The organism is Streptomyces sp. NPDC026062, assembly GCF_055568375.1.
Map to the genome: position 1 here is coordinate 143,703 of NZ_JBVHOQ010000011.1, position 14,144 is coordinate 157,846.

The 14,144-nt window shown below is 71.4% G+C and carries 14 protein-coding genes; 5 read left to right on the plus strand and 9 right to left on the minus strand.

Going from position 1 to position 14,144, the window contains the following annotated elements; genetic code table 11:
* Positions 1–97: 97 nt before the first annotated feature.
* From ACZ4LX_RS12960 to ACZ4LX_RS12970, 3 genes are all read right to left on the minus strand, one after another.
* The gene (locus tag ACZ4LX_RS12960) at positions 98–1,558 is read right to left on the minus strand and encodes an ABC transporter permease (RefSeq protein ID WP_467643147.1); all 1,461 of its coding nucleotides are present in this window, start codon (positions 1,556–1,558) and stop codon (positions 98–100) included.
* A gap of 158 nt (positions 1,559–1,716) precedes the next feature.
* Entirely contained in the window at positions 1,717–2,988 is a 1,272-nt protein-coding gene (locus ACZ4LX_RS12965; protein ID WP_467643145.1) for a L,D-transpeptidase, read from the minus strand.
* A gap of 289 nt (positions 2,989–3,277) precedes the next feature.
* Complete coding sequence (locus ACZ4LX_RS12970; protein WP_467643142.1) at positions 3,278–3,715, minus strand: hypothetical protein; 438 nt, start codon at positions 3,713–3,715, stop codon at positions 3,278–3,280.
* 138 nt (positions 3,716–3,853) lie between these two features.
* Between ACZ4LX_RS12970 and ACZ4LX_RS12975 the strand changes: the two genes are divergently transcribed.
* Positions 3,854–4,141 (plus strand): LPXTG cell wall anchor domain-containing protein, encoded by a 288-nt coding sequence (locus ACZ4LX_RS12975; RefSeq protein ID WP_467643139.1) that lies wholly within the window; start codon positions 3,854–3,856, stop codon positions 4,139–4,141.
* A 106-nt stretch (positions 4,142–4,247) separates the two neighbouring features.
* Here ACZ4LX_RS12975 and hutH read toward each other — a convergent pair whose 3' ends face one another.
* The 5 genes from hutH to ACZ4LX_RS13000 all read right to left on the minus strand — a co-directional run bounded on the left by hutH (position 4,248) and on the right by ACZ4LX_RS13000 (position 10,409).
* Positions 4,248–5,798 (minus strand): histidine ammonia-lyase, encoded by a 1,551-nt coding sequence (gene hutH / locus ACZ4LX_RS12980; protein ID WP_467643136.1) that lies wholly within the window; start codon positions 5,796–5,798, stop codon positions 4,248–4,250.
* Positions 5,799–5,833: 35 nt separating this feature from the next.
* Complete coding sequence (locus ACZ4LX_RS12985) at positions 5,834–7,063, minus strand: GGDEF domain-containing protein (protein ID WP_467643134.1); 1,230 nt, start codon at positions 7,061–7,063, stop codon at positions 5,834–5,836.
* 132 nt (positions 7,064–7,195) lie between these two features.
* On the minus strand, positions 7,196–8,008 hold the full coding sequence (locus ACZ4LX_RS12990) for an enoyl-CoA hydratase/isomerase family protein (RefSeq protein WP_467643131.1): 813 nt from the start codon (positions 8,006–8,008) through the stop codon (positions 7,196–7,198).
* A 213-nt stretch (positions 8,009–8,221) separates the two neighbouring features.
* Positions 8,222–9,406, minus strand: coding sequence for an adenylate/guanylate cyclase domain-containing protein (locus ACZ4LX_RS12995; RefSeq protein WP_467643128.1), 1,185 nt, complete (start codon positions 9,404–9,406; stop codon positions 8,222–8,224).
* Between the two features lie 139 nt (positions 9,407–9,545).
* A complete protein-coding gene (locus ACZ4LX_RS13000) occupies positions 9,546–10,409 on the minus strand; it encodes a biotin--[acetyl-CoA-carboxylase] ligase (RefSeq protein ID WP_467643126.1) in 864 nt (287 codons plus the stop codon).
* Positions 10,410–10,566: 157 nt separating this feature from the next.
* On the opposite strand from ACZ4LX_RS13000, the gene ACZ4LX_RS13005 reads away from it, so the two are divergent.
* The 4 genes from ACZ4LX_RS13005 (at position 10,567) to ACZ4LX_RS13020 (ending at position 13,386) form a co-directional block, all read left to right on the plus strand.
* Positions 10,567–12,150 (plus strand): acyl-CoA carboxylase subunit beta, encoded by a 1,584-nt coding sequence (locus tag ACZ4LX_RS13005; protein WP_467643123.1) that lies wholly within the window; start codon positions 10,567–10,569, stop codon positions 12,148–12,150.
* A gap of 14 nt (positions 12,151–12,164) precedes the next feature.
* On the plus strand, positions 12,165–12,371 hold the full coding sequence (locus ACZ4LX_RS13010) for an acyl-CoA carboxylase epsilon subunit (protein ID WP_467643120.1): 207 nt from the start codon (positions 12,165–12,167) through the stop codon (positions 12,369–12,371).
* Positions 12,372–12,572: 201 nt separating this feature from the next.
* The gene (mmpB, locus tag ACZ4LX_RS13015) at positions 12,573–12,701 is read left to right on the plus strand and encodes a morphogenic membrane protein MmpB (RefSeq protein ID WP_359078709.1); all 129 of its coding nucleotides are present in this window, start codon (positions 12,573–12,575) and stop codon (positions 12,699–12,701) included.
* Between the two features lie 67 nt (positions 12,702–12,768).
* A complete protein-coding gene (locus tag ACZ4LX_RS13020) occupies positions 12,769–13,386 on the plus strand; it encodes a Maf family protein (protein WP_467643117.1) in 618 nt (205 codons plus the stop codon).
* Positions 13,387–13,456: 70 nt separating this feature from the next.
* Here the strand turns inward: ACZ4LX_RS13020 and ACZ4LX_RS13025 are convergent, their stop codons facing one another.
* A complete protein-coding gene (locus ACZ4LX_RS13025; protein WP_467643114.1) occupies positions 13,457–13,921 on the minus strand; it encodes a hypothetical protein in 465 nt (154 codons plus the stop codon).
* Positions 13,922–14,144 lie beyond the last annotated feature (223 nt).

A 14,144-nucleotide genomic window follows, 5' to 3' on the forward strand; every position in this document is an offset into this window, starting at 1 on the left:
TGGAGGGTGATCGCGGATCCCGGGCGCCCGCCCCTGGGGGCACGGATCGCTGGGGACGGGGAGCGGGAGGCCCGTGTGCCGGGCCTCCCCCGGCGGGCTACTCGACGCGGCGCAGCGCGTCCGCGGGGCGCAGCCGGGAGGCGCGCCAGCCGCCGAAGGCGCCCGCGATCAGCCCGCCCGCCACGGCCAGGCCGACGGCGATCAGGATGATCGAGAGGGAGACGGGGGCGGTCAGCGCGATGTCGAGCGACTTGGACGCGCTCTGCCGGCCCGGGCCGCCCATCATGCCGCCGCGCATCCCGCCGCCGCCACCGCCGGAGGAGCCGAGCTGGGCGGTGAGGGTGGGGCTGACGGCGGTCACGACGTACGCGCCGGCGAGGCCGATCGCGATGCCGAGGACGCCGCCCATCAGGCCGTTGACGAGTGCCTCGCCGATGACCTGGCGGGTGACCCGGCCGCTCTTCCAGCCGAGCGCCTTGAGGGTGCCGAACTCCCGTACGCGGCGGCTGACCGCGGAGGAGGTGAGGAGTCCCGCCACCAGGAAGGCTGCGATGAGCACGGCGATGGAGAGCCACTTGCCGACGCTGGAGGCCAGGTCGGACGCGGTGGACAGGGAGCCGGACACGGTGTCCGCGAGATCGGCGGATGTGGTGACCGTGGTGCCCGAGATGTTCTTCTGGATGGTCGCCTTGACGCTGTCGATCGCCTGCGAGTCCACGGCCTTGACGTAGACCGTGGTGACCTTGTCCTTCGCGTCGGCGAGGGTCTGCGCCTGCTTCAGCGGGATGTAGAGATTGGCGGCCGCGTCGCCGCTGTCGGCCGTCGAGACACCGATGATCGTGAACGTGGTGCCGTGGATGGTCACCGTCTTGCCGGTGGCGAGCTTCTTCTCCTTGGCGTACGCGGCGTCGACGACGGCCACCTTGCCGTTGGTCTCGGTCGCCTTGAACGTACGCCCGGCGGTGATCTTCGACGAGGTGAGCGGGCCGAGGTCCTGCTTGGTGACGTCGGTTCCGTACACCGTGTAGGAGTTGACGTCGAAGGAGGCGCCGCCGCCCTGGACCTCACCCTGGGGCTGGCCGCTGCCGCCGCCGGGACCACCGCGGCCGCCGCCCTGGGACGTACCGCCGTCCTGCTTGAACTCACCGCGCTTGAACTGGCCGTCGACCTTCATGACGGTCATGCTCAGTCCGCCGACGGCGTCGGCTACGCCGGTCTGCTTGTCCACCTTGTCGACGGTGGTGGAGGCGAGCGTCTGGAAGCCCTGGACCATGACCCGGTCCGTGCTCTGTGTCGAGTCGTCGTCGCTGCCCTTGGCGTCGAACTCGAACCGGGGGCGTTCCGTGTTGGATCCCGGCGCCGCGGCGGCCTTGGTGACGGTCATGTCCGTGCCGAGACCGTACAGCGATTCCAGGACCTTGTCCTGGGCCTTGCTCATGCCCGAGGAGACCGAGCTCACGATGATGACCAGCGCAATACCGAGGGCGAGCCCCGAGGCGACGACGAGCGCCGCCTTTCTGCGGCGGCGCAGCTCGCGCCGGAGGTAGGTGAAGAACATGGCGCGAGGCTAGGTGCCGCTTGTGATGGTGGGTTAAGGCCAGGATGAGAGCGGGATGAGAACAGCCCCGTACGCCGAAGGCGGCGGCACCGGGAACCTTGCGGATCCGGTGCCGCCGCCTTCGGCCTACGGGGCTGTGGGGAGAGCGGCCGGCCCGGTCAGGCCTGCGAGCCCGCCGTCCACTGGGCCCAGCTCATGTTCCAGCCGTTGAGGCCGTTGTCGGGCTTGATGGTCGCGTCCGGGGAGTTCTTGACGATGACCACGTCGCCGATCATGGAGTTGTCGTAGAACCACGCGGCGGGCGCGTTGGGGTCACCGGCGCCCTTGACGTCGGCGAGGCCGACACAGCCGTGGCTGGTGTTGGCGCCGCCGAAGATCGACTTGGCGCCCCAGTAGTTGCCGTGGATGAAGGTGCCCGACGTGGACAGCCGCATGGCGTGCGGCACGTCCTTGATGTCGTACTCGCCCTTGCCGTCGTCGTCGGTGAAGCCGACCGTCGAACCGTCCATCCGGGTCTCCTTGAACTTCTCGGAGATCACCATCTGGCCGTTGTACGTCGGGTTCTCCGACGAGCCGGCCGAGATCGGGATGGTCTTGATCGTCTTTCCGTTCTGGGTGACGGTCATCGTGTGCGTCTTGGCGTCCACGGTCGAGACCTGGTTGCGCCCGACCTTGAAGGTGACCGTCTTCTGCTGCACGCCGTAGACGCCGTCCGCGCCCTCGACGCCGTCCAGCGCCAGCTTCAGCGTGACGGTGGAGCCGCCCGTCCAGTAGTCCTCGGGGCGCAGGTCCAGGCGCTGGGAGTTGAACCAGTGGCCGACGACCTGCTGGCCGCTGCTGGAGGTCACGGTGATGCCGTCCTGGACGGCCTTCTGGTCCGTGATCGGCTTGTTGAAGTTGATCGAGACGGGCATGCCGACGCCGACGGTGGAGCCGTCCTCGGGGGTGAAGTTCCCGATGAAGCTGTTGGCGGGCGACACGGTGGTGAAGGAGGAGTTCTCGTGTGCCACGCGGCCCTTGGAGTCCTGTGCCGCCGCGTTGATCTTGTACGTGGTCGAGCGCTCCAGCTGGCCGTCCGGCTGCCAGCTCGTGCCGTCGGCGGACAGCGTGCCCTTGACGCTCTCCCCGGCGGCCGTGGTCATCGTGACGACCGTCAGCTTGCCCTTGGTGACGGTGACCTTGGCCGCGTTGTTGATGCTCGCGTTGGTCGCGCCATTCTTCGGGGAGATCGCTATCTGCGCCTCCGAGGCCTCCTCGGCAGCCGCCTTGTCGACCTCGGCCGCCTGTGACTGCTTCGAGCTGTCGGGGCTGGGGCCGCCCTTGTCCCCGCCGTCGTTGCAGGCCGAAAGCACCAGCACGCCGCCGAGCAGTGCGGACGCGGCCATCAGGCCCCTGCGCCGTTTGCTGTCCGTCATCACACGCTTCTCCATCGTTGCCGAAATCCCCAAAAAAACCGGAGCAAGGCCGTCGCCGGGCGGTACCCCTTCAATGTTCCAAGAACACCCTGGACGGGTGGCCCGTTCCATTTCCGTCTCAGATGTGGGGAACACCACTCATCGACGCGGTACCGACAGCCGTGGTTCCCGCTGTTCATCATCCGGAGGGGCCGCCGGTGCGCGGCCCGGTCGTACAGCACGTCCGCGATCCGTACCCACCGGCGGCTCACACATTCCCGGCACCGGTCCGCCGGAAGCGGGCCGGAGCCGGTGTCGCCACCCGCTAGACCCGCCGTTCCGTGCTGCCGTCCCTGTCGCTCTCCTCCCCATTGTGCGGGACGCCGGAAGCGCTCCCGTCGCCGTCGCCCTCGTCGTCGTATCCCTCGTCGTCCTCGTCCTGGCCGTCATCGAGGTCCCATCCGTCCGGGTCCTCCGGGTCGTAGTCGATCGTCTCGCTGCTCCAGGAAGCCTGGGTCAGCTCGACCCCGGGGACCTCGCCGACCAGGTCGAACGGGTCGATCAGCGAGGCGAGGGCCTCCGCACCGTCTTCCCGTACCGCGGTCTCGGCATGCGTGCGCTCCTCGGCGAACTCACCGCCGGGCTCCCCGTACTCCGCCGCGAGGCTTTCCAGCGCCGTCCCGCTCAGGGCTTCGGCGTCCGTGATCTCCACCACCATTTCGACACGAAGGCGAACGAATCGTGATGTCTCAGAAGTGCTCATGAGGGGGAGCGTAGGCGGACCGGCCGCCATGGCTTTCCCGCGACCCGCTGCGTTCATTAGCATCGGCGCAACAGGCCCGAGGGAACCCGGTATTCGGGGAGCCCTCTCTCTTACGGCTGCCCCGAGGGGATCGATTCCGTGGCCATCACCCGCCGCCCGCTTTTGACCGCCACCGCCGCGGGAACACTGCTGTGCGCACTGTGGTTCGTCCCGTCCGCCAACGCGGGCGACGCGTCCACCGCGCCGGGCACGACCGGCCGGAGCGCCGGTACCCCCGGCCCCGACCTGGGCTCCACCACGCTCGCCGAGACCGGGACCGGGATCGACACGACGCCGTATCTCGTCGGCGGCATGGCGCTCCTGGGCGCCGGTGCGGGCTTCGTCACGTACGCCGGCCGTCGCGGAGGTCCGCAGCCGGCCCTGTGAGCGGTACGCGCGAGCGGCCACCGGGGCCCCGGTGGCCGCTCGCGCGTGTGCGGGGCGGTACGTCGCCTCCCGGCGGCGGTGCGGCCGCTCGCGCGTGTGGCGGCGGTCAGGCCAGCGGGCCGGTGACAGGCTCGACCGCCTCGACGAGCCTGCCCGACCTGACGAAGGCGTCCGCGGCGGCCAGGTCCGGCGACAGGAAGCGGTCCGGGCCGGGGCCCTCCACGCCAGCCGCCCGCAGCGCCTCGATGACGGCGAGCGAGGCGGGGCCCGGGGTCAGGCCCCGCGCGGCACGCAGTTCGACGGCGCGGGTCGCCGCGTACAGCTCGACGGCGACGATCCGGGCGAGGTTGTCGACGGCGGTACGGAGCTTGCGCGCGGCCGACCAGCCCATCGAGACATGGTCCTCCTGCATGGCGGACGACGGGATCGAGTCGGCGGAGGCGGGGACGGCGAGCCGCTTCATCTCGCTGACCAGGGCGGCCTGGGTGTACTGGGCGATCATCAGGCCGGAGTCGACCCCGGGGTCGTCGGCGAGGAACGGCGGCAGCCCGTGCGAACGGTTCTTGTCCAGCAGCCGGTCGGTGCGGCGCTCGGTGATCGAGCCGAGGTCGGCGGCGACGATCGCCAGGAAGTCCAGGACGTAGGCGACCGGCGCCCCGTGGAAGTTGCCGTTGGACTCGACCCGGCCGTCGGGAAGGACGACCGGGTTGTCGACGGATGACGCCAGTTCGCGGTCCGCGACGGTCGCCGCGTACGCGAGGGTGTCGCGGCCGGCTCCGTTGACCTGGGGCGCGCAGCGCACGGAGTAGGCGTCCTGGACGCGCGGCGCGTCGTCCTGGTGGTGACCGGTCAGCCCCGAACCGGCAAGCACCCGCAGCATGTTGTCGGCGCTGGCACCCTGGCCGGGGTGCGGGCGGATGGCATGCAGCTCGGGGGCGAGGACCTTGTCCGTGCCGAGCAGGGCCTCCAGCGAGAGGGCGGCGGTGATGTCGGCCGAGGTGTAGAGGCCGCGCAGGTCGGCGAGGGCCATCACGAGCATGCCGAGCATGCCGTCGGTGCCGTTGAGGAGCGCCAGGCCCTCCTTCTCGCGCAGCTCGACCGGGGTGATGCCGTGGGCCGCGAGGAGTTCACCGGCCGGGCGCACGGTCCCGTCGGGGCCCTCCGCTTCGCCTTCGCCCATCAGGGTCAGCGCGCAGTGCGAGAGCGGTGCCAGATCTCCGGAGCAGCCGAGGGAACCGTACTCGTGAACGACGGGTGTGATCCCGGCGTTGAGTACGTCCGCCATGGTCTGCGCGACCTCGGGCCGCACACCCGTGTGACCGGAGGCGACCGTCTTCAGCCGGAGGAACATCAGCGCCCTGACGACCTCGCGCTCGACCCTCGGCCCCATGCCGGCGGCGTGCGAGCGGACGATGTTGCGCTGGAGCTGCGCGCGCAGCTCCGGGCTGATGTGGCGGCTGGCCAGAGCGCCGAATCCGGTGGAGACGCCGTAGACCGGCTCGGGCTTGGCGGCGAGCGCGTCCACGATCTCGCGGGCGGCGGCCAGGGCGGCCACCGCGGCGGCGGAGAGCTCGACACGGGCGTTGCCCCGGGCCACGGCGATGACGTCCCGAGCGGTGGTGCCGGACGTCCCCACCACGACTGATTGCATATCCATATTCAGAAGCGTACGGATTGAAACCGTACATGTCACTAGTGGTCCCCGGGGTGGCCCCTTACCGAATCCGTCACCTCGGGGGCGGCTCCGCGCAGCCGGCGGCGGTCGTGGGCGGATTTCGGCGGGGAGTCGGCCAGCCGGACGACCTCGTCGTCCCGCCCCGCCACCACGGGCCTGCTGGAACGGGCCGCCTTCGCCCGGTACTGGGCCGCGTCCGCGAGTCGGAAGAGGCGCCGCGCGGAGACCACCGGACCGACCGGATCCCCCGTGGAGGCGATCCCGCAGGCGACCCCGTTGCCGAACTCCAGCCCGGCCGCCCGCTCACAGAGCTCCGTGGCCGCCGCGATCACCTCGTCCGTCCCCGGCCCCAGGGTCAGCAGACAGAACTCGTCCCCGCCGAGCCGGGCCACCAGCGCTCCGGGCAGCATGGCCCCGCAGCGGGACAGCACCGAGCCGAAACGTTCCAGCAGCCGGTCACCGACGGCATGCCCATGGGTGTCGTTGACCCGTTTGAGGCCATTGAGATCGCAGACGACCAGGCTCACCACCGAGCCGTCCTCCCGGTGCCGCTCCACCGCCTCGTCCAGCCGCATGTCGACGGCCCGCCGGTTGGCGAGGCCGGTCAGCGGATCGGTGAAGGCGAGCTTGCGCACCTCCTCCAGGCGCTCGGTCTGGGCGATCCCGGCGGCCACGACGGCGGCCAGCACGGTGGCGAAGTCCGCGTCCCTGCGGCCGAACACCGGCTCCCCCACCCGTCGCGCCACATAGAGCTCGCCCCAGGCCCGCCCGTGCAGCACGATCGGCGCGACCACACAGCAGCCGCGCCCGCGCCGACGCAGCGCCGCCACCCGCTGATGGCAGTAGCCACGCCCGTAACCATGGGCACCCGACACATCCGCACCCCCGGCACCGGCAGCCCCGGACTCCGGCTCCACCGGCCCGTCGGCGGTCTCCACCCAGGCGTCCGGCTCCCCGCCCCCGGCCCACCGCTCGTGAAGGAACTCGGTGATCTCCGGGAACTGGTGCACCGGGTACGTCTCCGCATCGGGGAACTCCTCCTCCCCGTCGACCCGCTCGCCCGCGTTGACCAGGACCCGCAGCCGCCCGCGCCCGCGCTCCCAGGCCGACAGCGCGGCGAAACTGCCGCCCAGCGCCTCGCACGCCCCCAGCGCGGCCGCTCGCCAGCACCCCCGCGGGGTGTGCGCCGCCGCCATCGCCTGTGCCAGCGAAACCACGGCCCGCAGCCGCGCATCATCACCACCCATTGCCCCAGCTTATGTAGATTTGTGTGGATTTGATCAGTTTGTGACTCCAGATATGTGCGATGCGTCGCCTCCGCACACGCGGAGTCGCGGAGTCGCGGAGTCGCGATCGGATTCGGTGGAGTCACATCGGATTCACTCGCCGGGCCAGTTCGCCTTCCGCTTCTCGTTGAACGCCGCCACGCCCTCCGCCCGGTCGCCGGAGAAGGCCACCGACCGCCATGCGGAGTCCTCGACCTCCAGGCCGGCCCGCAGATCGAGCCCGTGTCCGAGCCGCAGCGCCCGCTTGGCCGCCCGCAGCCCCACCGGGGAGTTCGCCGCGATCCGGCCGGCCAGCGCAAGCGCCTCGGCCCGGTCCTCGCCCTCCGCGACCAGCTCGTCGACCAGCCCCAGCTCCCGCGCCTCGGCCGCCGCCACCCGGCGGGCGGTGAAGATCAGCTCGGCGGCCCTCGCCGCCCCGATCCGGCGCGGCAGCAGCTGGGTACCGCCGCCGCCCGGGATCACCCCGACCGACACCTCGGGCAGGCCGACCAGGGCGGTCGCGTCGGCGACGATCAGGTCGCAGGACAGCGCCAGCTCGAACCCGCCGCCCAGCGCGAACCCGTGCACGGCGGCGATCGTCGGCATCGGAAGTTCGAGCACTCCCGTATAGGCGGCGCGTGCCGTGGGCCGCTGGCGCACCAGATCCGCGTCGGTGAAGGAGTTGCGCTCCTTGAGGTCCGCGCCCACGCAGAAGGCACGCTCATGGCTGGAGGTGAGGACGGTGACCCGGACGTCCGGGTCGGCGGCGAGCGCGGCGCAGGCGGCACCGATCGACCGGGCCATGTCCGTGGACACGGCGTTCATGGCCTTGGGCCGGTCGAGCACCAGCTCGGCGACATGCTCCAGGCCCTCGTGACCCCGTACGACGACGAACTCCCCGAACCGCTGCTCGGACGTGACGGTCATGGCTGCACCCCTGTCGGTTAACGAGCGTTACCGGAGGGATCCTAGAGCTCTCCCTGGAGGGGAGGTCAGGGGGCGGTCAGGACGGGCCGGCCGGACGAGCGGGCAACGGCGAGCGGCGCGACAGGCCGGGCCCGGCAACCAGGCAGCGGTCCGCGCCCAGCAGCCTCGCGAGTCCAGCGGCCCGGCGGCCGGCGGCCGGTCAGCAGACGGCCGTCAGGACGTGCCGCGACGGGCCAGCAGCCACGGTTCGACGATGCCGAGGCCACGCACCGGGCGCTGCCACATCGGCTGGAGCCCGTAGCGGTACCTGGGGGCGGGGGCCGGCTCCCCGCCGTCCGCGCCCTCCTTGGCGGCCCGCTCGGCGGCGGCCGCGGCCTCCTCCGAGGCCCTCGCCTCGGAGACGGGGGCGTCGCCGGTACGGGTCAGTTCCTTCGCGAACGCCCCGTCCACCAGCACGGCGTCCTTCGGCGCTATCGAGGTCAGCCGGCTGGCGAGGTTCACCGTGGTGCCGAAGACATCGCCCATCCGGGTGGTGACCGTGCCGAACGCGATGCCGACGCGCAGGGCGGGCATCGTCTCGTCCAGGGTCATCGCCTCGATGAGGCGCAGCGCGATCTCGGACGCGGTGCCCGCGTCGTCGGCCGCGAAAAGGACCTCGTCACCGAGGGTCTTGATGAGCCGGCCGCCGTGCGCGGCGACGAGGTCGGCACAGGTGGTCTCGAAGGACTCGACGAGTTCGCCCAGCTCCTCCTCCTCCAGGCGGCGGGTCAGCCGGGTGAACCCGACGAGGTCGGCGAAGCCGACGGCCAGGCGGCGGTCGACCATCTCCTCGTCGTCGGCCGCCTGCACGACCCGGCCGGTGGCGGCGGCGAGCTGGCGCCGCCACACGTACACCAGGAACTCCTCCAGCTCGGGCAGGAGCAGTTCGATCAGCGGGTACGTGACCTCGGTGCGGGTCATTCCCGGCTCGGGCGGCTCGGTGAGGCCCTCCAGGAAGGAATCGATCTGCCATTCCGCCAGCCGGGCGGTGGTCTGCCCGGTCGACCGGGCCACCTGGATCGCCATCGGCTCGCTGAGCAGCCCGGCCTCGACCAGGCCGGACAGCCGCCGCAGCGCCAGTACGTCGGCCTCGGTCAGCGCCTTGGCCTGGCCGATGTCGGCGAAGCCCATGGCCCGCCAGAACCGGGAGGCCAGGTCCATGGAGACCCCGGCGGTCCGGGCGGCCTGGAACGGGGTGTAGCGCCGGTCGGCCCCCAGGATCAGCTGTTCCAGCCGGATCGCCAGGGGATCGTCGGTCGGTTCGGCCGTGTGGTCGACTTCGTGATGCGGTGTCGCGTGGACCGAGGAGTCCGACGGGGGCTCCGCGCCCGCGCCGGAGGTCGTGTCGTCGACGGTCACCAGCCGCCTCCTGCCCGTTCCCTGCGCACTGCCCTGCCGATCTGTCGGTGGATCGCCTCAACGATACGGCAGGTGTGCCCTGGCTCACGTCGTCGAGGCGTTACCGGACGGGTCGGCGCGTACGACAAGCGGGCGCCGTTCAGGTCAGTCCGCCCGCCGCGCCGCGCAGGTGCACGATGTCGCCCGCCGAGACCGGTTCCCGCAGGCCGTCGTCCGACGACAGGACCAGCCGGCCGTCCCCGTCGATCGCCACCGCCTCACCGGTGAGCGAGCGGTCGCCGGGCAGCTGGGCCCGTACCGTCCGGCCGAGCGTCGCGCAGCCCGCCGCGTACGCCTCCTGGAGCCCGCTGGCCGCCGCGTCGCCGTCGGCCTCGCGCCACTGCCCGTACCACTGCTCCAGCGAGCGCAGCACACCCCGCAGCAGCGTCTCTCGGTCGGTGGAGACCGCTCCGGCCAGGGCGAGCGAGGCGGCGGTGGGGGCGGGCAGTTCGTCGGCGCGCAGGGAGACGTTGAGGCCGATGCCGATGACGACGCCGTCACCGGCCCGCTCGGCGAGGATGCCGCCGGCCTTGCGCTCCTGGCCGTCGACGGTGACCAGCAGGTCGTTGGGCCACTTCAGGGCCGTGTCGACGCCGGCCGACCGGGCCAGCCCGGTCGCCACGGCGACCCCGGTCAGGAGCGGCAGCCAGCCCCACCGCCGCACCGGCACGGCACCCGGCGTCAGGTAGACGGAGAAGAACAGTCCGGAGCGGGCCGGCGCCGTCCAGGTACGGTCCAGGCGGCCCCGGCCCGCGGTCTGCTCCTCGGCGACCAGGACGGCGCCCTCGGCGAGCGAGGCCGCGCGCCCCGCGAGATCGGAATTGGTGGAACCGGTGGCGCCGACGACGTCGAGAGAGGTCCACAGACCGCCCGGCCGCAGCAGCCCGCGGCGCAGCGCGGGGACGTTCAGGGGCGGCCGGTCCAGGTCCGACCAACGGTTCTGTGGCGCATCCGAAGGTGTCATGCAAGCCACCCTAGGTGTGTCAAACGACGCACTGCCGAACCGTATCCGCGCCGATACGCTACGGATCAGTAGCCGTTCAGCGCTGCGGACCGTCAGCCGTTCATCCGCTGATCAGCAGCACAGCCGTCCCCGTGACCAGGCAGGGAGCCGCCACCCGATGTCCGAGCCGGAAGAGATCGACATCCACACCACCGCGGGCAAGCTCGCGGACCTGCAGCGCCGTATCGACGAGGCGACCCACGCGGGTTCCGCGCGCGCGGTGGAAAAGCAGCACGCGAAGGGCAAGCTGACCGCGCGCGAGCGCGTCGGTCTCCTGCTCGACGAGGGTTCCTTCGTGGAGCTGGACGAGTTCGCCCGGCACCGTTCGACGAACTTCGGCATCGAGAAGAACCGGCCGTACGGGGACGGCGTCGTCACCGGGTACGGCACGGTCGACGGCCGCCCCGTCTGCGTGTACTCGCAGGACTTCACCATCTTCGGCGGCTCGCTCGGCGAGGTCTACGGTGAGAAGATCGTCAAGGTGATGGACTTCGCGCTGAAGACCGGCTGTCCGGTCATCGGCATCAACGACGGTGGCGGCGCACGCATCCAGGAGGGTGTCGCGGCGCTCGGCCTCTTCGCGGAGATCTTCCGCCGCAATGTGCACGCCTCGGGTGTCGTCCCGCAGATCTCGCTGATCGTCGGACCGTGCGCGGGCGGCGCGGTCTACTCCCCCGCGATCACCGACTTCACGGTCATGGTCGACCAGACCTCGCACATGTTCATCACCGGCCCCGACGTCATCAAGACGGTCACCGGCGAGGACGTCGGCTTCGAGGAACTCGGTGGCGCCCGTACGCACAACACCACCTCGGGTGTCGCGCACCACATGGCGGGCGACGAGAAGGACGCCATCGAGTACGTCAAGTCGCTGCTGTCGTACCTGCCGTCGAACAACCTCTCCGAGGCCCCGGCCTTCCCGGAGGAGGCGGACGTGGAGGTGAGCGACGAGGACCGCGAACTCGACACGCTGATCCCGGACTCGGCGAACCAGCCGTACGACATGCACACCGCGATCGAGCATGTGCTGGACGACGGTGAATTCCTGGAGACCCAGGCCCTGTTCGCACCGAACATCCTCACCGGCTTCGGCCGGGTGGAGGGCTATCCGGTCGGCATCGTCGCCAACCAGCCGATGCAGTTCGCCGGCTGCCTGGACATCAACGCCAGCGAGAAGGCCGCCCGTTTCGTCCGGACGTGCGACGCGTTCAACGTGCCCGTGCTGACCTTCGTAGACGTGCCGGGCTTCCTGCCGGGTGTCGACCAGGAGTACGGCGGCATCATCCGCCGGGGCGCCAAGCTGATCTACGCGTACGCGGAGGCCACCGTCCCGCTGATCACGGTGATCACCCGCAAGGCGTTCGGCGGCGCGTACGACGTCATGGGCTCCAAGCACCTCGGCGCCGACATGAACCTCGCCTGGCCGACCGCGCAGATCGCGGTCATGGGCGCGCAGGGCGCGGTCAACATCCTGCACCGCCGCACGATCGCCGCCGCCGAGGACCAGGACGCCACCCGCGCCGAGCTGATGGCGGACTACGAGGACGCGCTCCTCAACCCGTACGTGGCGGCCGAGCGCGGCTACGTCGACGCGGTGATCATGCCGCACGAGACCCGGGCCCAGGTGGTCAAGGGGCTGCGTCAGCTGCGGACCAAGCGCGAGTCGCTGCCCCCGAAGAAGCACGGCAACATCCCCCTCTAGAAAGGGTCCTGACCATGATCAAGGTCATACGGGGCAACCCGACCCCGGAGGAGCTGGCCGCCGCACTGGCGGTGGTCCGGGCCCGCGCGGCGGCGGCGTCCGCCGCGCCGTCCGGCACACCGGAGCTGCCCGCCCAGTGGTCCGACCCCGCCCGGCCGGCCCGGCACGGCCGCCACACGCCAGGACCGCGCGCCTGGGCGCGTACGTACTGGCCCGGATAGTCCCGGACGGTCGCGATCCGGACTGCCGCGGGCCGGACGGTCGCGATGCGGACGGTCGTGGAAGGCCCGTACCCCTGGAACGGAAGCGCCGCCGGGGTACGGGCCTTCCACGCGTACCGGAGGGATCTGGTCCGTTCGCACCAGAGCGGCTGAGTACGGGTACTCAGGCGCGGCCGAGGCCCCGGCGGCAAGGATCGGATCATGTTGTGGTCCGACCCCGAGAACAAGCCGCCGAAGGAACTGCGCGACGCCCAGGACATGATGCGGCGCGCGGGGCTGGTGCTCGCGCTCGCCATGGTGGTCGCGATGATCGTGCTCGGGACGCGGTGACCGCACCCGCCGCGGTGCTCGCGGAGACCGTGCTCGGGGCGCGGTGCGGGTCCGGCCTGTTTGTACGATGGCGCCCATGACTGATCCCGTTCGCCGCCGTCTCGTGCTCGCCTCGCAATCACCCGCCCGTCTGGGTCTGCTGCGGCAGGCCGGGTTCGCGCCCGAGGTGATCGTCAGCGGGGTCGACGAGGACGCGCTGAGCGCCCCGACCCCGGCCGAGCTCGCGCTCGTCCTGGCCCGCGCCAAGGCCGCCGTCGTGGCCGGACTGCCGCAGACCGCGGGGGCCCTGGTCATCGGCTGCGACTCGGTGCTCGAACTGGACGGCGAGGCGCTCGGCAAGCCGGCCGACGCCGAGGAGGCCACGGCCCGCTGGAAGTCCATGCGCGGGCGCTCCGGGGTCCTGCGGACCGGTCACAGCCTGATCGACACGGCGAACGGACGCACCGCCTCCGCGACCGCGTCCACCACCGTGCGCTTCGGTGAGCCCTCGGACGCCGAGATCGCCGCCTACGTGGCCTCCGGCGAACCGCTCCATGTCGCGGGCGCCTTCACCCTCGACGGGCGCTCGGCTCCGTTCGTGGACTCCATCGACGGCGATCCGGGCAATGTCATCGGGCTCTCACTGCCCCTGCTGAGGCGGCTGCTGGGCGAGCTGGGTGTACAGGTCACCGACCTCTGGGTCTGACGCGCCGGCTGCGGGGCCGGGGTCGGACAGGGGTTGGGGTCGGACGGGGCTGGGTCGGACAGGGGTTGGATCAGGCGGGGGCCGGGGCCGCCGGCTTCTCGGGCTCGGGCTCGGTGACGGTGGTGGGCGCCTGGCCGTCGGAGCCGTACGCGACCAGCGTCAGCACGATCAGGCCGAGCACCACCATCATGGTGACGAACGCCGTCCAGCCCACCAGACCGACCGTCAGCGCGCCCAGCACCCCGTGGATGACGGCGCAGCAGATGAGCACGGTCCGGGCGGCGCGGCCCGGGGCCCGGTCACGGATGCCGGCCAGCAGGAGCAGCACGCCGCACACCAGCAGGAACAGCCCCGAGACGCCGCCCAGTACCCAGGCCCCCTTGGACATGACGCCGGGGTCGGTGCCCGCCAGGGACATGTCCTGGTTCTTCACGACGGTCCCCAGGACCACGTTGATGATCACGATGCCCACGGCTTCCGCGAACAGCACGAGCGCGGCTATGAAAGCCACCGGCCTGCGCACCACGGTGCTCACCCCTGTTCCCTGCGGTCCCTGCGTCCCTGCGTCCCTGCGATAGCGCGGACCCTACTAACGGGTAATGCTCCGGACAAGAGGTTCGGCACCCCTGTCGTACCCCCGCCCGCACCGGCTTCACGCCTTCCTTGTGCGCGCCTTCGTGCGTCGGGCAAAGAATCACGCGCCGCTTAGTAGGAATTCCACAAAGAAACACAGGAAGTCGCTGCCCGTGCGGACAGAG